The sequence below is a fragment of the Sulfurimonas sp. NWX79 genome (genome assembly GCF_039667035.1).
In the GTDB taxonomy this organism is placed as follows: Bacteria; Campylobacterota; Campylobacteria; order Campylobacterales; family Sulfurimonadaceae; genus Sulfurimonas; species Sulfurimonas indica.
This window is the reverse complement of the sequence record NZ_JALCZL010000007.1, coordinates 19,747-38,022: the sequence shown is the minus strand read 5'-3', so window position 1 is coordinate 38,022 and position 18,276 is coordinate 19,747. Positions and strand designations below refer to the sequence as shown.

At 35.1% G+C, this 18,276-nt stretch carries 18 protein-coding genes; 3 read left to right on the top strand and 15 right to left on the bottom strand.

Annotated features, from left to right (window positions below; all coding sequences use genetic code 11):
* Positions 1-7: 7 nt before the first annotated feature.
* The 4 genes from MNY27_RS04635 to dnaA form a co-directional block, all read right to left on the bottom strand.
* Complete coding sequence (locus MNY27_RS04635; RefSeq protein ID WP_188109413.1) at positions 8-1,390, bottom strand: GGDEF domain-containing protein; 1,383 nt, start codon at positions 1,388-1,390, stop codon at positions 8-10.
* Positions 1,391-3,712: a DNA topoisomerase (ATP-hydrolyzing) subunit B gene (gyrB, locus tag MNY27_RS04630; RefSeq protein ID WP_152183106.1), complete on the bottom strand. Its 2,322-nt coding sequence runs from the start codon at positions 3,710-3,712 to the stop codon at positions 1,391-1,393.
* Between the two features lie 111 nt (positions 3,713-3,823).
* Entirely contained in the window at positions 3,824-4,891 is a 1,068-nt protein-coding gene (gene dnaN, locus MNY27_RS04625) for a DNA polymerase III subunit beta (RefSeq protein ID WP_152183105.1), read from the bottom strand.
* Between the two features lie 183 nt (positions 4,892-5,074).
* Entirely contained in the window at positions 5,075-6,382 is a 1,308-nt protein-coding gene (dnaA, locus tag MNY27_RS04620; RefSeq protein WP_152183104.1) for a chromosomal replication initiator protein DnaA, read from the bottom strand.
* Positions 6,383-6,502: 120 nt separating this feature from the next.
* Here dnaA and ruvC point away from each other — a divergent pair, with 120 nt between their 5' ends.
* Both ruvC and MNY27_RS04610 read left to right on the top strand, forming a co-directional pair.
* A complete protein-coding gene (gene ruvC, locus MNY27_RS04615; protein WP_152183103.1) occupies positions 6,503-6,979 on the top strand; it encodes a crossover junction endodeoxyribonuclease RuvC in 477 nt (158 codons plus the stop codon).
* Positions 6,980-7,094: 115 nt separating this feature from the next.
* Positions 7,095-7,406, top strand: a complete 312-nt coding sequence (locus tag MNY27_RS04610; protein ID WP_152183102.1) for a pyrimidine/purine nucleoside phosphorylase — start codon at positions 7,095-7,097, stop codon at positions 7,404-7,406.
* 4 nt (positions 7,407-7,410) lie between these two features.
* Here the strand turns inward: MNY27_RS04610 and trxC are convergent, their stop codons facing one another.
* From trxC to purB, 8 genes are all read right to left on the bottom strand, one after another.
* A complete protein-coding gene (trxC, locus tag MNY27_RS04605) occupies positions 7,411-7,836 on the bottom strand; it encodes a thioredoxin TrxC (protein WP_152183101.1) in 426 nt (141 codons plus the stop codon).
* A gap of 48 nt (positions 7,837-7,884) precedes the next feature.
* A complete protein-coding gene (locus MNY27_RS04600) occupies positions 7,885-9,090 on the bottom strand; it encodes an ATP-binding protein (protein WP_152183100.1) in 1,206 nt (401 codons plus the stop codon).
* The gene (locus MNY27_RS04595) at positions 9,045-9,644 is read right to left on the bottom strand and encodes a chemotaxis protein CheX (protein WP_152183099.1); all 600 of its coding nucleotides are present in this window, start codon (positions 9,642-9,644) and stop codon (positions 9,045-9,047) included. Before MNY27_RS04595 ends, MNY27_RS04600 begins: the two co-directional genes overlap by 46 nt.
* 1 nt (position 9,645) lies before the next feature.
* Positions 9,646-9,999 (bottom strand): response regulator, encoded by a 354-nt coding sequence (locus MNY27_RS04590; RefSeq protein ID WP_346391924.1) that lies wholly within the window; start codon positions 9,997-9,999, stop codon positions 9,646-9,648.
* A 1-nt stretch (position 10,000) separates the two neighbouring features.
* Positions 10,001-10,387, bottom strand: coding sequence for a flagellar assembly protein FliW (fliW, locus tag MNY27_RS04585; protein WP_152183097.1), 387 nt, complete (start codon positions 10,385-10,387; stop codon positions 10,001-10,003).
* A gap of 11 nt (positions 10,388-10,398) precedes the next feature.
* Positions 10,399-10,764 (bottom strand): hypothetical protein, encoded by a 366-nt coding sequence (locus MNY27_RS04580; protein ID WP_152183096.1) that lies wholly within the window; start codon positions 10,762-10,764, stop codon positions 10,399-10,401.
* Position 10,765: 1 nt separating this feature from the next.
* Entirely contained in the window at positions 10,766-13,132 is a 2,367-nt protein-coding gene (locus tag MNY27_RS04575) for a ribonucleoside-diphosphate reductase subunit alpha (RefSeq protein ID WP_152183095.1), read from the bottom strand.
* Positions 13,133-13,395: 263 nt separating this feature from the next.
* A complete protein-coding gene (purB, locus tag MNY27_RS04570) occupies positions 13,396-14,724 on the bottom strand; it encodes an adenylosuccinate lyase (protein ID WP_152183094.1) in 1,329 nt (442 codons plus the stop codon).
* 110 nt (positions 14,725-14,834) lie between these two features.
* On the opposite strand from purB, the gene MNY27_RS04565 reads away from it, so the two are divergent.
* A complete protein-coding gene (locus tag MNY27_RS04565) occupies positions 14,835-15,752 on the top strand; it encodes an RluA family pseudouridine synthase (protein ID WP_152183093.1) in 918 nt (305 codons plus the stop codon).
* Between the two features lie 412 nt (positions 15,753-16,164).
* Here the strand turns inward: MNY27_RS04565 and MNY27_RS04560 are convergent, their stop codons facing one another.
* The 3 genes from MNY27_RS04560 to MNY27_RS04550 all read right to left on the bottom strand — a co-directional run bounded on the left by MNY27_RS04560 (position 16,165) and on the right by MNY27_RS04550 (position 18,274).
* Entirely contained in the window at positions 16,165-16,401 is a 237-nt protein-coding gene (locus MNY27_RS04560) for a hypothetical protein (RefSeq protein WP_152183092.1), read from the bottom strand.
* Between the two features lie 260 nt (positions 16,402-16,661).
* Positions 16,662-17,735 (bottom strand): 23S rRNA (adenine(2503)-C(2))-methyltransferase RlmN, encoded by a 1,074-nt coding sequence (rlmN, locus tag MNY27_RS04555; protein WP_152183091.1) that lies wholly within the window; start codon positions 17,733-17,735, stop codon positions 16,662-16,664.
* Positions 17,732-18,274, bottom strand: coding sequence for a purine-nucleoside phosphorylase (locus MNY27_RS04550; protein WP_346391923.1), 543 nt, complete (start codon positions 18,272-18,274; stop codon positions 17,732-17,734). The genes rlmN and MNY27_RS04550 overlap by 4 nt, the downstream gene beginning before the upstream one ends.
* Positions 18,275-18,276: the final 2 nt, after the last annotated feature.

Below are 18,276 nucleotides of genomic sequence, written 5' to 3'. Positions count from 1 at the left end.
TTCTCCTCTATTTTATCTCTTCTAGTTCACTCAGGTATCTACCTTGTATATAGTCTATATTCAGATCATTAACAAGTGCAAAAGTTGCTTCATCTTCAATATTTTTTATCCAGGTTTTTATCCCTTTTTCATATGCTATAAGATTAAAACCCTCAATTATACTACGATTTTTCTCTATCTTCTCTTGACGGGAATAATAGGTATCAAATCGAATCAGATCAATATCAAGCTCACGCAGATATAAAAAACTCGTGTGAATAGATGCAACTCTATCTATACAAAACGTAACCCCATACTCTTTGAGAGCATTTATGATAGAGTTGTATCTGCTAATATGTGAATAGTATTCCATCTCAAACAAAACAAATATTACTTCTCTTTTGTTCTCTTTTAAAAGCTCTTTCGCACGTGATAAGAACTTTTCATTTCTCAGTGATGTCGGTAGTATATTTATAGCAAAACGTTTCTCTTTACAGCCTTGCAGTACCATCTCTAAAACAGCCAAATCAAACTCTATACCAAGACCCAGTTTATTGATAACTTTCAAATAAGTTTTCGGATAAATAACTTTACCATTTTGAGATTTCAACTTTACAAAACACTCATTAAAAACAACGCTCTCATGCTCATAAACATCCTGTGACATTATGATTAGCTCTCTGTTATGTATGGCATTAATAATTGCTGATTCCAATTCATTCGGGCTTAACTCTTCAACATTATCCTTTTGTCTTGAACTTTTATTTTTTTCTACTGTTTCAAAAAGGTTTTCTATCAAATAATCAAGTTCATGTGAATAACTTGTATCTGTGATAGCACCTGAAATTTTAACCTCTATATCACCGACCTTAAATTCACTCGACTTTAGACACATCAACTCTAAAATAGTCGTATATTTTGTTTTGAGGCCATTTAAGCCCAGAACAAAATCACCTCCTTTGATATGCCCCATCGGAAAGTTTTCAATTCCTTCAATTTTTAAATATTTACCTATCCAAAGAACAACCTCACGCAGGACCTTATCTCCATTTTTTATTCCGTAAAGGTTATTAATATCATTTAAATTGTCGATCGAAATAAGAATAAGAGTATACTCTTTTTTCTCCTGAATCTCTTTTTGAATATACTCATAGAGATACTCACGTGTAAAGGTTTTTGTTACATCATCTGTAATTTTTACGCTAAAACCGTTATAGATAAGATAGAAGATAAAATAGATACTTATTAAGATAATTAAAACAGCTTCAACATAAAAAGAGCTGTGCAAATTCTGATAGTTTGTTATAAAAGTGTGTGAAATAAAGGCAATAATAAGTGCAAAGATAGGAAGACCGATACGCAGTGCAAGCCTAAAACGGTACTCCCTCTCTTTGGTTTGTGGTAACAGCATCTAAACGTCTAAATGTTTTACATCTTTTGCATGTGTCTCAATATAGTTACGGCGAGGCTCAACCTCATCACCCATAAAGAGTGTAAATGCATCGGAAGCTGCTTCAGCATCTTCTATATTAATCTGTAAAAGTACACGGTTTTCAGGGTTCATTGTAGTTTCCCAAAGTTGTTCAGGGTTCATTTCACCAAGACCTTTGTAGCGTTGGATATATGCACCTTTTTTCGCATACTCTTTGACATCTTCAAGAACTTCAATGAAGTCTTTATCAAAAGAAACATCCCACTCTTCAATCTTTTTATAGACAAAACTTGCTTCTGCAAAGTGTGGTGCAGCAAAAAGTTCATCATTGATAAGCAGCTCTTCCATACCACCCTCAGTCTGAACAAACAGATGAATTTCGTTTGTCTCTTCATTGATAGTATATGTCAAAATATTGTTATTGATAGAATCTAAAAATTTCTTAATTTCTTCAAACATTGATGAAGCGTCAAGTGAAATAATGTCAGGATTCTCCACAAAGTGACGAATCAGTTTCACAAGTGAATAACGACGCTCCAAAGCTTCAAGTGAAGCAGCATAGTGGTCAACCATTCTAAAGTAAGCCACAAGGTCATCATGTCCAATGCCATCAACTTCCAAAAATTCTACACCGTTATCGATAAGATAGTCATTCATCGCTCTGTCATCTTTAAAATAGATCTCTTTTTTCTTACCCTTTGCATAACGGTAAAGAGGTGGTTGCGCAAGATAAAGATATCCTTTTTCTACGATATCACGGAAATAACGGAAGAAGAATGTGAGCAGAAGCGTTTGAATGTGGCTTCCATCAACATCGGCATCGGTCATAATGATGATTTTATGATAACGGAGTTTCTCTTCGTTATACTCTTCACCGATTCCACAGCCCATAGCTGTAATCATATTCGTAATTTCATCAGATTTTAAAATCTTCTCAAGACGTGCTTTTTCAACATTTAAAATCTTACCTTTCAGTGGTAGAATTGCTTGAAAAACACGATCTCGTCCCATTTTTGCAGAACCGCCCGCAGAGTCCCCTTCCACTAGGTAAAGTTCACAGATGGAAGCATCTTTACTTTGACAATCTGCAAGTTTACCAGGAAGCGTTCCTACTGTCATATTATCTTTTCTACGTGTTAGTTCACGTGCTTTTTTTGCAGCCTCACGACCTCGTGCAGCCATCAAAGCTTTTGCAACGATTGCTTTTGCTTCAATAGGGTTCTCTTCAAAGTATTTTGAAAGGATTTCATAGGTCTGTTTTTGTACCAAAGGACGTACATAAGTATTTCCTAGTTTTCCTTTCGTCTGACCCTCAAACTGTGGCTCAGGTACACGTGCTGAAACGATGGCAATAAGACCCTCACGCACATCATCACCGGAAATTTTTATATCTTTTTCTTTAGCAGCACCATTTTTAGCATTATAGTTAGAGATAACACGTGTTAGCCCTGCTCTAAAACCAGCTTCATGCGTACCACCATTTGGAGTTCGAATATTGTTAACAAACGATGCAAGTTTCTCTTCATAAGAGTCATTGTACATCAATGCAATATCAAACTCGATATCTTCAACTTTTGCAGAGAAGCTGTAAACATTTGCAACAACCTGCTTTTTATTCATATCAGTTACATACTGAGCGATTCCACCTTCAAAATGGTAAATTTCTTTTGTCCCTGTACGTTCATCATTGAATTTTATAGTAATAAATGGATTTAGATATGCAAGTTCTTTAAAACGACGTGCTAGATACTCAAACTCAAAGGTTACTGTTTCAGTAAAGATGGAAGGATCAGGAAAAAACTCGATTGTTGTTCCTGTTTTTCTCGTATTTCCTGTAATTTCAAGTGGACCTTGGGGAATACCCATTTTAAAAGATTGCTGATGAATTTTACCACTGCGATAAATTGTCATATTCAAATCAGCTGAGAGAGCATTTACAACAGATACACCAACCCCATGCAGTCCACCGGAAACTTTATAAGTATCTTTGTCAAACTTACCACCGGCATGAAGAACTGTTAAAACAACAGTTGCTGCACTCATATTTTCAGTCGGGTGCATATCTGTCGGAATACCACGACCGTTATCACTGACTATACACGAACCCTCTTTTGTCAATGTTACTGTGATTGTATCACAATGACCTGCCATTGCTTCATCGATTGAGTTGTCAATAACTTCATACACCAGGTGATGAAGACCACGATGTCCAGTATCTCCAATATACATACCAGGACGTTTACGAACTGCTTCTAAACCTTTAAGGACTTTAATATTACTTGCGCCGTAATTTTGTTCCATCAATAGACTCCATTTATTGCCATAATGGCATAATTAGAGATATTCTATCTAAATTAATATAAAAAGAAGTTTTGATATGTAAAATTGCTTTAAAAAAGAGTTACCAACAGTTTAAATAACTATTGGCATAACGACTGTAATGAAGTTTTCATCACGAAGAATAAATGGAAGATTTCCTTCATTTAAACCTATGGTAAATTCCGAAGTATTAATAGAATTTAAAAAGTCTAGCAAGTATCTGGAGTTGATTGCTATTGAAAAAGTCTCACTAAAATTTGTAGGATAGTTTACTTCTGTTTTTGCTTCAATATTATCATCACTCAAACTCTCAAATGTGATTGTATCATTTAAAAACGAGATTTTTACATCTGTTGAAATCGTTGTGATCTGCTTGAGTGCATCAATTATTATAGCTTTTGGAAGAAGCAGGTTATGTGCTATCTCTTTCGGAATGATACGTGAGTACTCTGGAAACTTACCATTGATGAGTTTTGTAAAGAATGTATATTGTTCAGAGTGGATTATAAGATTTGTCTCATCATAATAGAGTTCAATATTGTCAAAAAAGAGCTTTTGGATCTCAATGATAGCCTTTTTAGGAATGATAATAGAGAGTTCTTTGTCACTTTTGTTATTCACAGTTACAACAGCCAATCTTCTTGTATCTGTTGAAGCAAAATTAATAAGATCAGTTTTAATATCAATGAGTGCACCATTGAGTTCAAATTTAGGATTATTTGTGTCAATTGCCGGTGTGATTTTCTTGAGTGATTCTATAAGTGTATGCGATTCAATAGAGATACGTGCTTTATCTTCATAGCTAGGGAATTCAGGAAACTCATTGTAAGCAAATGTCGGTAGTTTGAAGTTTGAACTGCCTTGTGAGATATGAAGTGTGTCTTTAACAACTTCAAGATTGATATCCCCATCTTTTAAAATTCTGACAATATCAAGAAACTTTTTACCGTTAGCAGTAACAGTACCCTCTTCAATAGTTGAAATATTATCAGTAGACACACAAAATCCTATCTCATAATCAGTTGCTTTAACAGTTAGTTTTGAGTTACTAGCATTTAGATAGACATGAGAAGTAATTTGTGAAGTATCTTTTTTTTCTAAAAAAGGTCCTGCATGAATTAAGATATTTTCTATGACTGATTTAGCTATAGTAATCTTCATTTTTTAAATCCCTATTATATTTAATAATTTTAGTATGTAGTAGTAGGGGGGAGTGAATAGGTGAAAACTCTACTCAAACCCTTGATACAGCATACTTTTTGATGTGATGAAGCACTGAAGTAGCTTTCACATCTATTCACTTTTACAATTATATCTTTTTTTTTAAACTTTTTGCGACAAAACTTAAGAAGAAGCTGTTATTTTGTTTGTTAACTCTTCTATTTTTACTCTAAAGTCCTCATCATCTTTGATGAGATCATTGATTTTTTTGATGGTATGACTGATGGCAGTATGATCTTTCATACCAAAGTATTGTGCAAGTTGTGGCATAGTGTTTTGTGTCAGCTCACGGCAGATATAGATAGAGATGCGGCGTGCATAGACTATATTTTTACTACGCCCTTTGGAACGAATCTCACTTGGTTTGATATTTAAATCTTTTGCAACAACCTGTGTGATTTTATCCATTGTAAGATTTTCACGGTTTTCATTCATCTGATCTTTTAAGACATTTTTTGTAAATTCCAGATCGATATCAACATGCATCAGTTGTGAATAGGCATGGAGTTTTGATAAAATTCCCTCTATCTCACGTACATTACTCTCAATGACTGTTGCAATGTAATTAACGATATCTTCAGAGAGTTTTACTTTGTTTATCTCACATTTTTTCTTGATAATGGCAATTTTTGTCTCTAACTCCGGTGGTTGAATGTCAGCTACAAGTCCCCACTCAAAACGGCTCTGCAGTCTTGCTTCAAGGCCACCTATCTTTTTAGGATGTTTGTCTGCTGTGAGTATTATCTGTTTTCCTGCACCTTTGAGTGCTTCAAAAGTGTGAAAAAACTCCTCTTGGATTCCCTCTTTGTTCGAGAGAAACTGAATATCATCGATAAGCAGTACATCACACTTACGGTACTTCTCCTGAAAACGCTCCATTGTTTTGTTACGAACATGACGGATAAAGTCATTTAGAAATTGTTCTACCGTTGTATAGATAACAACTTTACCTGCATTTTGGAGTACATTCCCTGCTGCTTGCATCAGGTGGGTTTTTCCAAGGCCGACACCACCATAGATAAAGACAGGATTGTAAACTTTTCCAGGATTTTCACTGGCACTCTTTACTGCTGCATAGGCAAACTGATTAGACCCACCTACCATAAAGTTGTCAAAAGAGTGTGAAGGGTTTAGAAGTGAAGAACTTTGTTTAACTTCTGTTACTTTTTTACTCTTTCTCTTTTCAACAGAATTTTTCAGTGTAATTTGAACTGTAACCTTTGAGCCGTTTTTCACTTCAAAAAGGTGTGCTATTTTATCTTTGTATTTATTTTTGATCCAGTTTACAACAAGCGCGTTTGGTGCATAAAAAATTGCCAAATCACCTGTAGATTTTTTACTGTCATATGTAAGATGTTTGATATAACGGTTATATTCTATCTCTGTTATCTCATCTTTGAGAGCTTCTAAAACTTCTTGACCTATATTCACATAAAAACCTTGTTTCTTCATTTATATGTGAATAATACTCTACAAATCCATAATTTTGGGTTAAAAAGATGTGAATAGTAGAGAATTCTCATAAGTGAATATCTTTGCTATAATGCGATTATGACAATTTTAGGAATAGATCCGGGAACAAGAAATCTCGGATATGCACTGATATCACTACAAAATGGAAAAATAGCTCTTATTGAGGCTGGACTCATTAAGATGAAAGCTGAAAATCTGCAGTTTCAAATACCGCAGATGGTAGAAGGAATAGAGATGCTTTTTTCAAAACATACAATAGATGAAGTGGCAATGGAAGATATCTTTTACGCACATAATCCGGCAACTACGATAAAACTAGCACAGTTTCGAGGAGCAATTATGCTAAAGCTGCTCCAAGAATTTGGGCAGTTTCATGAATATACTGCTTTGCAGGTGAAAAAAGCACTCACAGGCAAAGCAAAAGCACAAAAAGAGCAGGTTGCCTTTATGGTCAAGCGACTGTTAGGCATAAAAAAAGAGATAAAACCGTTTGATATTACAGATGCTATGGCTGTGGCCATTACACATTCACAAAGAGTGAAATTAAAAAAGTAGAGTGAAATTTTTAAGAGATGATTTTATCTAATTGTTTTAGAGGACAAGTCCTCCCATTTGGTATGAGCTTCCAAAACAATTAGATAAAATCATAAAAATATTAAGGAAAAAATCTATGACAAAATTTGACAACGTAACAGTAGTAAAAGAGGCAAACATCTATTATGATGGAAAAGTAACAAGCAGAACAGTAGAGTTTAGTGATGGGAGTGTGAAATCTTTAGGGATTATGCTTCCGGGTGAGTACACTTTTAACACAGCAGATAAAGAGATAATGGAGATGATGAGCGGTGAGCTTGAAATCAGACTCCCAGGAGAGGAGTGGAAAACACTTTCTACTCCTGAGACTTTTGAAGTACCTGCAAACAGCTCGTTTGATCTAAAGATTAAAACACCTACAGACTACTGCTGCTCTTACATTAAGTAGTCTGTTAGTTAGCGTATCTTGCAGCAAGTGATGCGAGAGCGTTAATATCCAGTGCACCGCTAACACGATCCACTTCACGTCCCTCTTTAAAGACGATAATAGTCGGAATAGAACGGATTCCAAAACGTGCTCCTAAATTTTGTTCGTTTTCTGTATTTACTTTGGCAAATCTTGCTTTGAGTGGAAACTGCTCTGCAGCACGTTCAAAATTAGGTGCCATCATCTGACATGGTCCACACCACGGAGCCCAAAAATCTACAATAACAGGAATGTCGCTGTTAGCGACAACTTCATCAAAACTTCTTTCATTTAATTCCATCGGTTTTGTATCCAATAGGGAATTTTTACATTTTCCACAGTTGGCTTTTTTGTAGGAATCTTTTTTCGGTACATTATTAACTGCCAAACAGTGGGGACATACAACTCTCATAATTTCTCCTTTTTCAATAAATAATTATGTTAAAAATCTAATAGTATTCTATATCTTTTTTGGTAATTTTATTGCTACTTTAGTTCCATTGTTCTCGGAGGTGATACTGATTTCTCCATGAAGATGTTCATAAATGATGACTTTACACATATAAAGACCAAGACCTGTTCCGTTTTTATTTTTTGTAGAGAAGTAAGGTTCAAATATTTTTTCTAAAATGCTTTCATCTATACCACCAGCATTATCTTCGATAATGATTGAGATATGATAAGTAAATTCTTGGATGGATACTTCTATTTTTTTATCTTCAATGTCACTGTTTTTAAATGCATCAATAGAGTTTTTTATAATATTGATAATAGATTGTAAAAGTTCATTTTTATAGGTTTTTATTGAGAGTTGTTTGTCAATATTGATTGTATATTCTATATTGTACTGATTCATCTCATCTTTGAGAAAAAAGATAGATTTGTTAAAAAGTTCACTCAGTTTCAGATCAGATTTTACTTTGTTTGGTTTGAAATAATCTCTAAAATCATTAATAGTGTCAGAGAGATATTTAACAGTATTTTCAATTTTTCCCAAAGAACTCTCCATGTTTGCTTCATCAAGGGTTTGCAACTCTTTTTTTATCTTTATGTTTGTAAGCAGTGTTGTTATGAGTGAAAGTGGTTGTCTCCATTGATGCGCTATCATACTTATCATCTCACCCATAGCAGCACTTCTTGAGTTTGCAAGTAGCTGTTTATGTTGCATCTCTGTGAGCTCTTTCTCACGCATAAGCTGTTCGTTCAGTTCTTTGATCTTTGCTACATGAGCATTAAGCAGTGCATTGATATTTGCCATATTTGTTTGGTCTGTTAGTATGAGAACAACGAGCTGGTTTTGAGCGTCAAAAGGGACAATACTGACATCTTGTTGCATATAGGAAAAAAAAGAGTTTTTAATCTGGTTTGTTTTAATAGGGATAAGATAGTGAGAGGTAGTAGCTGTATAAAATGTTGGTGTTTGCATTCGCAATGCTGTTTTGACTTTACGGAGTAGAGTTTTTTCTTTAATAGTATCAAAAAGCTCTGTTAGTTTTTTTCCAAGAGCATCTTTTTCTTTTATGTGTGTGTGAATTTCCATCCACTTGTTATAGTGGTGAATAACTAGGTCACTGTCTAAGATTATGATGCCATTGTCAATGGCTGAAACAATTTTTTTCTCTAAAGAAGTTGTTCTAAAATTGTGTTGAGCTTCGTTTTGAGCCATGAGATTGATTCATCTTTTGTAAGTATAAATATTTTACCATTAATTTTTTGATCTTCAAAATTAAGGTCTGTATCAATAACAATTACCTGTGAATAGAGTTGAAAGGTTACTACATCTTCTATCTCTTCAAGTGGAACTTTGAGGATATTTGGCAGTGAAAAACTTACTTCTGTCTCCATCTCCTGAGCAAGTTTTGTTGTGAGTGAGGATGTAAGTACGTTTGTTAGCTCCAAGATAGCATCATCAAGATCATCTCTACTCTCTAACTCTAAATGTTTTGCAAGGTTATTTGCGCTCTCTTCATTGATAAAAAAGGCGCTCTCCCCGTTAAATTCGCCACTAAAAGCTTGAGTTGAGAAAAAATAGCTTGAGTTTTTAAGTGCAGCAAATGTTTTAAAAAGCTCTTCTGTAGTCATTATTTTTATATTTGGAATGCTCAGTGATGCAAATGCTTCAAGCATATCAGCAACAACTGCTGTCGCACTGCCGTAAGCAATGTTCATTAACTCTTGAAGAACATCCTTTTCATCTTCTGTAAGTACTAGGTTATTCATTTTAGAGAGCTTCCAAAATTTCTTTCATTTTGACAGGATTGATAGGCTTTTCTATGTGTAGCATTGCACCAAGAGAGAGAACTTTCTCTTTTGCTTTTTCCTGAACATCAGCCGATACTACTATGATTTTTGTTTCTGGATTGATATCAAGAATTTTTGGTATTGTCTCATACCCATCCATTACAGGCATTGTCAGGTCTAAAAAAACAATATCTGCTTTTTCTTTGAGGAGAATTTTAAGTGCTTCAAGTCCATTGCATGCTTCAAAGATATATTGTTCATCAACATACTCACAAAGAGACTTTTTTAAAACCTTACGTGCCAGTTTTGAATCATCTGTAACAAGATATTTCATTCTATTTTTCTTTAAATGATTCTATGGTCTCTGCCATACCATAATCAGGGTGCTTTTTAGGGTCAAGTATAACCTGTGCTAAAACTTTTTTATCAAGGTTTATAACGATTGGAGCTAAAAAGTTGATCACTGATTTTTCTAAAGGTTTTTGAATGATTAAAATATTGTAAACACCTAGTTGAGAATCTTCATCAATCTCAAGTAGTTCTTTTACATCAAGAGGTATATCAATACTGTAATCTCTCAATAGAAAAGGATTGATCAAAGTGAAAGAGATATTTTCATTTTTACTATCTAACATTGTTGAAAAAAGAGGATCTATTTCATTGATTTCCACCTCTTTTGTATCTTGAAATCCTAAGATCTCACCTTTTACTTTGTAACTCATTGTTTTTCCTTTTAAAATGCACCTTCATTATACTTGATATTTTGACTTATGATGTAGAGTTGCGCATCTTTTAATGAAGAAATATTCTGATAACGCCCCAAAGCAAAAGCAAAATTGTTTCCTTCTTTTATAATGCTCACTCCATCATCTAGATCAATATAGGCAAGTTTACTCTCATCTATCAGTTTAGCATCATTGACACCACTAAAGAGTATGCTCAGTGTTAACCAATCATATGCACGTGCTTTGTCCTGTGCTGTAAGTGTTATTTCTATTTCTGTCGGTGATATAATTTTTAAAGAGTGTATTTCACTCTCTTTAAAATCGTCAAATCGTTCTAAAAATTTAGTTATTTCTGAATTATGAAGAGGTTTCATTCTATTGACAACCTACACACTCCATTGATCTGTCTTCAACATCATTTGCCATCTCCGGAGATTGACTTCTGAGATAGTAGGTAGATTTAAGACCGAGTTTCCATGCAAGCATATAGATTTCATTTAAATAGCGTCCACTTGCTTTATCAAGTGTGATAAAGATGTTGAGCGATTGTCCTTGGTCTATCCATTTTTGACGAATTGCTGCAGCTTTGATAAGTACAGTCTGGTTTAAATCATACGCAGGCGTATAGTAGCTCCATGTCTCAGGAGAGAGTTTAGGAACAACAACAGGGATAAGACCAGATAAGTTCTCTTCAAACCATTTACGTTTAAATACTGGCTCAATCGCCTGTGTCGTACCTGTAAGAATTGAGATAGACGAAGTTGGTGCAACGGCCATTAAATAACCGTTTCTCATACCCTGTTTTTTCACACGTGCGCGAAGTTCATCCCACTCATAGGTTGAAGCAAATAGACCACCACGGTCAACAAGATTGATAACATCTGCATTTGCATGGTCTTGAGGGAAGATTCCTCGACTCCACTTACTTCCTTCAAACTCAGGATAGCTACCTTTTTCAACTGCCAAATCAGAGGAAGCTTTGATAGCGTTATAACAAACAGACTCCATCACTTCATCTATCTTGTCAAAGTGCTCTTGGCTCCCCCATGAAATACCGGCTTCTGCTAACATTTGTGCTTCACCCATAACACCAAGTCCGATTGAACGGCTTCGCATGTTAGTACGTTTTACTTTCTCAACAGGGTAGAAGTTAAGATCAATCACATTGTCCAAACATCTAATAGCTGTTGGAACAATACGGTCGATATCCTCTTTTGTATTGATACGTGAGAGATTAATAGAAGCGAGATTACAAACAGCAGTAGCTCCGTCAATTTTCTCTTTCTCAACAACAAAGATTGGCATACCGCCAAGAGAATCAAGTGCAGTAACCTTTTTAGCCGGTTTTGTTATACCACTGTCAACAGTTACCATCTCATCTTCTTCATAGCTGATGCTATCACCGTTTTCAAAGATAAACTTGATACGATAATGGTTAGGCTCTGTGTTTTGGAAGATCTCTGTACAGAGGTTAGAACTGCGAATAACACCAAAGTGATCATTTGGGTTTGCACGGTTTGCATTATCTTTAAAACATAAGAATGGCGAACCTGTCTCAAAATAAGATGTAAGAATCTTTTTCCAAAGATCTTTTGCTTTGACACGCTCTTTTATAAGTGTCTCATCCTGTTCTAATTCCAAATAACGTTTGTTAAATTCTTCTCCATAAAGGTTCGTAAGTTCACGTACATCATAAGGATCAAAGAGTGTCCAGATGCCATCTTCTTGAACTCTTTGCATAAATATATCATTGAGCCACATTGCAGGAAAGAGGTCATGCGCACGACGACGCTCTTCACCGGAGTTTTTCTTCAGGTCCAAAAAGTCATTGATATCTATATGCCATGGTTCAAGGTAAACCGCGATGGCACCCTTGCGTGTTCCAAGCTGGTCAACAGCAATGGCGATGTCATTTGTTATCTTTAAGAACGGAATCGTTCCACCTGCTGCATTTTTATGCCCATCAATAAAGCTTCCCATTGAGCGAACCTGCGTCCAGTCCCAACCGATTCCTCCACCAAATTTAGAGAGCATTGCCATCTCTTTGTAAGCATCAAAGATCCCTTCGATATTATCCGGAGTTGAACCGATGTAACAAGAGCTTAGCTGGTGTCTTGCTGTTCTTGCATTTGAGAGTGTTGGAGTAGCGAGCATCACTTCAAATTTACTTATCATGTTATAGAACTTGATAGCCCATTCTTCTTTTTTCTCTTCACGTTGTGCTAAGAACATTGCGATTGCCATAAACATATGCTGAGGCAGTTCTATCGGATCACCATTTCTGTCTTTGATAAGATAACGGTCATAAAGTGTTTTAATGCCAAGATAGTTAAACTGCAAGTCACGTTCAGGTTTGATGTGCTTCTCAAGCTCTTCAAGGTCGTACATATCACGAAGTCCTAAAAGGATACGTCCCTCTTTCTCACCTCGCTCAAAATACTTCTCCAATGAGCAATACCCTGTAAAACCGTTTACTTGATGATAAAGATTGAAGAGGAAAAGACGTGATGCAACAAAGGTCCAGTTAGGCGCATCAATATCGATCTTGTCAACAGCAGTTTTAATGAGTGTCTCTTGAATCTCTTTGGATGTTATACCGTCACGGAAGTGAATCTGTGCGTCAACTTCAAGTTCACTTTGACTAACGTTTGTTAAGTCTTTTACTGCTGCAGAGGTATATTTTTGTATTTTGGAGATATCTAGGGGCTCTGTTCTACCGTTTCTTTTAATCACTGTAATCATAAATTTTCTTCCTGACCATATAAAGAATTTTTTACATAAATATTTTAAAAAACAGTTATATAAAAAATTACAAAATATTGTTTATTTAGGTAGTTGATTTTAACTAATGTTTGTAGTGAGAATTATTAAAGTTACAAAATAATTTGGAAAGTTTTAACGATTTGTTACGTCTTGAAAAGTATAAGAAAAACTAATAGTTAAAATAAGGGAAAAGTTTGGGAAACTAGGAGTTTTTACATCTGTAAAAACTCACTAATTCCTTACTATTTAAAAACTCTTTTGAAGATGGCATCTACATTTTTCGTATAGTAGTCATAGTTGAAACATTCACGAATCTGTTCTTCAGAGAGTTTACTGCGAAGCTCTTCATCTGCTAAAAGATGGTTAAGGTAGAGTGACTCTCCTTTTTCATTTGTAGTTGGACGACCCTGTTGAATCTCTTCCCAAACTTTCATAGCATTTCTTTGTACGATTTTATATGCATCCTCACGTGAGACACCCTGTAGTGGAAGTTCAAGAAGTACACGTTGAGAGAAGACAAGTCCACCTGTGAGGTTAAGGTTTTTCATCATATTTTCAGGATAGACTGTGAGATTTGCTATAACATTGTTCATACGGTGGAGCATAAAGTCTGATGTTACAAATGCATCCGGTAACCAGAAACGCTCAGTTGATGAGTGAGAGATATCACGTTCATGCCAAAGTGCAACATTTTCCATTGCAGGATTTGCATAAGCACGAATCATACGAGCAAGACCTGTAATGTTCTCTGTAAGAATAGGATTACGTTTGTGTGGCATTGCAGAAGAACCTTTTTGCCCTTTTGCAAAATACTCTTCACACTCATAAACTTCTGTTCTTTGCCAATGACGAACCTGAACAGCAAACTTCTCAATTGAACTTGCCATTAAAGCCAGTGCAGTTGCTAGATGAGCATATCTATCACGTTGGATTACCTGATTTGATGCAGGTGCTGGTTTAAGACCCAGTTCTTCACAAGTATACTCTTCAAGCTCTAGTGGAGCGTGAGCAAAATTTCCCATAGCACCACTTACTTGACCAACAGCGATAACATCCATAGTTTGCTCTAAATTCTCTAAGTGACGAGCCATCTCATCATACCAAACAGCAAGTACAAGTCCAAATGTAATCGGCTCACCATGAATACCGTGAGAACGTCCAACCATAAGAGTCATCTTATGCTCCATTGCACGTTTTTTGATTGACTCCATCAACATCTTTACATCTTCAATGATTAATGCAAGAGAATCTTTCATCTGAAGTGCAACTGCTGTGTCAATTGTATCAGAACTTGTCATACCATAGTGAAACCATCTGCTCTCTTCACCAAGACTCTCTGCAACTGAAGTTGTAAATGCAATCAAATCATGACGTGTTACTGCTTCGATCTCATCAATACGCTTGATATCAAACTTTGCATTCTTAACAATTTTGTCTGCATCTTCCTGTGGAATCTTTCCAAGTTTTGCCCAAGCTTTTACTACTGCTTTTTCTACATCCAGCCAAGCTTGATATTTTGCTTGGTATGTCCACTTTGAAGCCATCTCTTCACGTGCATATCTATCTACCATTATTACCCTTTTTCATTAAGCACTGTATTGTGCTAAAATTCGCTTTAATATAAGTATGACATTTTACTCAAATATTCATAATATAGTAATTAAATCTATAAGGACCCCTTTTGCCGTTTGTAAAAAGAAAATTTTATGTAGAAAAAAAACAGAGAGCTTTTCTCTATTTAATGAGAGAACTGGGCTATACACAAAAAGAAGCACAACGATTAATTGCAAAAGGAAGATTACTGATAAATGGTGAACCGCTTACAAAAGCTGGAGCTGATATAGAAGGTGCATTTGAGTTTATCTATTTTGAACCAATTACAAAAGGACTCAAACCTACTTATGAAGAAGAGTATTTTGTTGTTTTTGATAAACCAAGTGGTGTACTTATTCACCCACAAAATAGAAATACTCCCTACTCTCTTATTGATGAATTAAAATATCAGTTTGGTAAAGATGCAAATATTGCACACAGAATCGATCAAGAGACGAGTGGCTTGGTTTTATGTGCAAAAAATAAAGAGAGTGAACGTGATATAAAGATGATGTTTCAAGAACGAGATATGCAAAAAACATATCTGGCTTTAGTACATGGAAAGTTTGAGAAGGAGTTGTGTGTAGAGGCTCCACTTCTAAGAGCTGTTGATGAGAGTGCTATTGTTCGCATGGTTGTTAAAGTTCATGAAAGTGGTAAACCCTCCATGACTGATTTTCAACCCATAGAGTATTTTCCTGAATATAACGTAACTTTAGTAGCATGTAAACCACATACAGGTAGACAACATCAAATAAGGGTCCATCTGTTTCACGTGAAACATCCGATTGTTGGTGATCCAATTTACGGACAAAAAGAAGAGGATATTGTACGGTTTTTAGATAGAGAGCTATCTATAAAGGAGAGAGTAGACAATACTGGTTCACAAAGACTGCTTCTGCATGCCAGCGAATTGGAGTTTGAGCTTTATGGTAAGAAGTATCATATAAAAAGCAATATTGATTTTAAAGAAATAGCTCTAAATAATATCTATATGCGTGACTAATTGCTCAGTTTTTAGGCATCAATGTGAATAACTTTTTATATAAATAATAAAAATTATGCTCTTTATGAGTGATTTTTTTTCACTGAATTAAGAATCCCTAAAAATAGGGCTTTAGAGAGTTCTGAAGAAATTTGTAATGTTACTTTCAGTTATTATTTATATAAATAATTTCTTAAAAAAGAAAAAAATTTAGTAATTTATTTGAAAAAATACAATATGATATTCACAAGTTAGAACACTGTGTGAATAATACACATTTTAGAAAAATTTTGTAATTTTTTTAGCATTATAATTTTATTTAAGAGAATAAAATTAAGTTTTTAGTAATTCATAGAAAGGATGGATTTTTTTAAGATTAGTAGGGTATTATTACACTCATAGACGACCTCCCTGGTGTGTTGGTCGTCACTTTTTATACTGCATTATATCTTTTAATGATCTTCTTTACACGATTTCTTAATTTTTTAAGTGCTTCAGTACTTGTTGTACCATCAGCCGTAAGATTTTCAAAGCTGTCACCCAACTGTGCTTTTGCTATCCAACCGATTTTATTATGATATTTGACACCAACAAATTGTACATCACCAAAGTGGCCTTTTGTCAGTTTATAAATCTCTTTTATTCTATCTGCATCTGTTTTTTGAGACATTACATACCTTTGATTTGAATTTGATTGAAATCATAGATAGATTATAGCATGACTCTGTTGCAAAATGATTACGCTACTTCTATATGCGAAAAACTGTTAGTCTTCTTTTGTCGCTGCCCAGATAAATCCACCTACGCCAACGGCAAACACAACAACAAGTAAAATAATTTCACTAATATCTACACCACTCATAATTTTCCTTGATAATTTTGGGAAATTATACTCCTCAAATTGTTTGCCATCTGTTTATTGGTCTTTATTTATAGTTCACCTTCAGTTTTCTCTTTGAGTTGACCACATGCTGCTGAGATATCTATGCCTTTTGAATCACGAATCGTAGCTAAAAGACCATGTTTGACCAGATACTCTTGAAATGCAAACATATCTTCATAACTTGGACGCTCATACGGCGTTCCAGGATAAGGGTTAAAGTAGATAAGGTTTACTTTTGCTTTGATACCTGAGAGGAGCTTTACAAGCTTCTTCGCACTTCCTAGGTCATCATTTTTGTTTTTAATAACAAGATATTCAAACATCACACGTTTACGTGTGTCAATCGGAAAGCGTTTTACAGCTTCTATGATAGAGTCAATGTTATGAGCTTTGTTCATTGGAATAAGCTCTGTTCGGAGTTCATCATCAACTGCATGAAGTGATATGGCAATGTGAACGCCTAAATCCATTGCACCGAGCTGATCTATTTTATTGCTCAGTCCACTTGTACTAACGGTTTGTCTTTTTCCTGAGATGGCAAGACCCTCTTCTTTTTTAAAAATCTCTATAGCCTTTGCGAGATTTTCAAGATTATCAAGTGGTTCACCCATTCCCATATAGACAATGTTGATTTTACGATTGTGTTTGTGTTTGTTATCACGTTTGAGAGCTACTACCTGCCCTACAATCTCTCCAGCACTCAAGTCTCTGGTAAAACCACCCTTTGCTGTTAGACAAAATGAACAACCTACTTTACACCCTACTTGTGTAGAGACACAGATGGTATATTTTGCTTCTTGGACAAGTTTTCCATCTTCATGGATTTCATCTTTCATTTTTAACCAAACTGCTTCTACTGTTTTACCATCCTGGAGTTCAAAAAGATACTTTATTGTTCCATCACTTGCTACTTCTTTTCGAATGATTTTCATAGGGTTGACAAGATACTTTTGACTCAATTCTTCTTTCATAGCTTTTGGAATATTTTTCATTGCATCATAACTATCGGTATATTGATGATAGAGCCAACCATAGATCTGTTTTGCACGAAAAGATGGTTTTACAAGTTGTGTTAGCTCCTTGAGTGTAAAGTCAAGCAGGGAAGGTTTGAGTTGGTTCATCGTGATGTAAGTTCCTTGATTCTTCTTTTGACATGCTTTTCTAATAACTCTTTTGCCTTGTCATGGTTTTTGAGAAAGTCTGTATGTGCATCTTGGTTTGTATAATTTGTTATACAAAAAACGCCACCGGCTGGAATGTCAAACTCTTTGGCAACTGCTAGAACAGAGAAAAATTCCATATTTTCAATACCTACTCCAAAGTTCAAAAACTTTTTTGTTAGCGATTCATTTGTCGAGATATAATTAGAAGAGTTAACAATAATATCCTTTTTATCTGTTAGATTTGTAGAGATAACGTTTTCCAAAGGTGTGTATGCATCTTTATTTAAAAATGCAAGTTCGATGTTTGTAGCAGTTTTACTCTCGATGATGTCAAATATCTTAGCTTCTCCATACGAACCGGCTGTACCTACAAAGAGTAAAAACTCCGGTTTGTCAAACAAACAGAGCCTTGTGAGGTTCATGGCAGTCTCAATAAGTCCCACTCCCATAGGTGTTGCAAAAGAGAAGTTTTCAGAATTTCCCGCACAGATTATCATCT

What these genes read in the sequence shown, in the direction of transcription:
- MNY27_RS04580 (WP_152183096.1), bottom strand. Translation starts at nt 10,764, where the DNA reads ATGAAACCTCTTCATAATTCAGAAATAACTAAATTTTTAGAACGATTT.
- MNY27_RS04575 (WP_152183095.1), bottom strand. Translation starts at nt 13,132, where the DNA reads ATGATTACAGTGATTAAAAGAAACGGTAGAACAGAGCCCCTAGATATC.
- MNY27_RS04635 (WP_188109413.1), bottom strand. Translation starts at nt 1,390, where the DNA reads ATGCTGTTACCACAAACCAAAGAGAGGGAGTACCGTTTTAGGCTTGCA.
- ruvC (WP_152183103.1), top strand. Translation starts at nt 6,503, where the DNA reads ATGACAATTTTAGGAATAGATCCGGGAACAAGAAATCTCGGATATGCA.
- dnaN (WP_152183105.1), bottom strand. Translation starts at nt 4,891, where the DNA reads ATGAAGATTACTATAGCTAAATCAGTCATAGAAAATATCTTAATTCAT.
- MNY27_RS04600 (WP_152183100.1), bottom strand. Translation starts at nt 9,090, where the DNA reads ATGGCTCAAAACGAAGCTCAACACAATTTTAGAACAACTTCTTTAGAG.
- MNY27_RS04595 (WP_152183099.1), bottom strand. Translation starts at nt 9,644, where the DNA reads ATGAATAACCTAGTACTTACAGAAGATGAAAAGGATGTTCTTCAAGAG.
- MNY27_RS04610 (WP_152183102.1), top strand. Translation starts at nt 7,095, where the DNA reads ATGACAAAATTTGACAACGTAACAGTAGTAAAAGAGGCAAACATCTAT.
- fliW (WP_152183097.1), bottom strand. Translation starts at nt 10,387, where the DNA reads ATGAGTTACAAAGTAAAAGGTGAGATCTTAGGATTTCAAGATACAAAA.
- MNY27_RS04560 (WP_152183092.1), bottom strand. Translation starts at nt 16,401, where the DNA reads ATGTCTCAAAAAACAGATGCAGATAGAATAAAAGAGATTTATAAACTG.
- gyrB (WP_152183106.1), bottom strand. Translation starts at nt 3,712, where the DNA reads ATGGAACAAAATTACGGCGCAAGTAATATTAAAGTCCTTAAAGGTTTA.
- purB (WP_152183094.1), bottom strand. Translation starts at nt 14,724, where the DNA reads ATGGTAGATAGATATGCACGTGAAGAGATGGCTTCAAAGTGGACATAC.
- rlmN (WP_152183091.1), bottom strand. Translation starts at nt 17,735, where the DNA reads ATGAACCAACTCAAACCTTCCCTGCTTGACTTTACACTCAAGGAGCTA.
- trxC (WP_152183101.1), bottom strand. Translation starts at nt 7,836, where the DNA reads ATGAGAGTTGTATGTCCCCACTGTTTGGCAGTTAATAATGTACCGAAA.
- MNY27_RS04550 (WP_346391923.1), bottom strand. Translation starts at nt 18,274, where the DNA reads ATGATAATCTGTGCGGGAAATTCTGAAAACTTCTCTTTTGCAACACCT.
- MNY27_RS04590 (WP_346391924.1), bottom strand. Translation starts at nt 9,999, where the DNA reads ATGAAATATCTTGTTACAGATGATTCAAAACTGGCACGTAAGGTTTTA.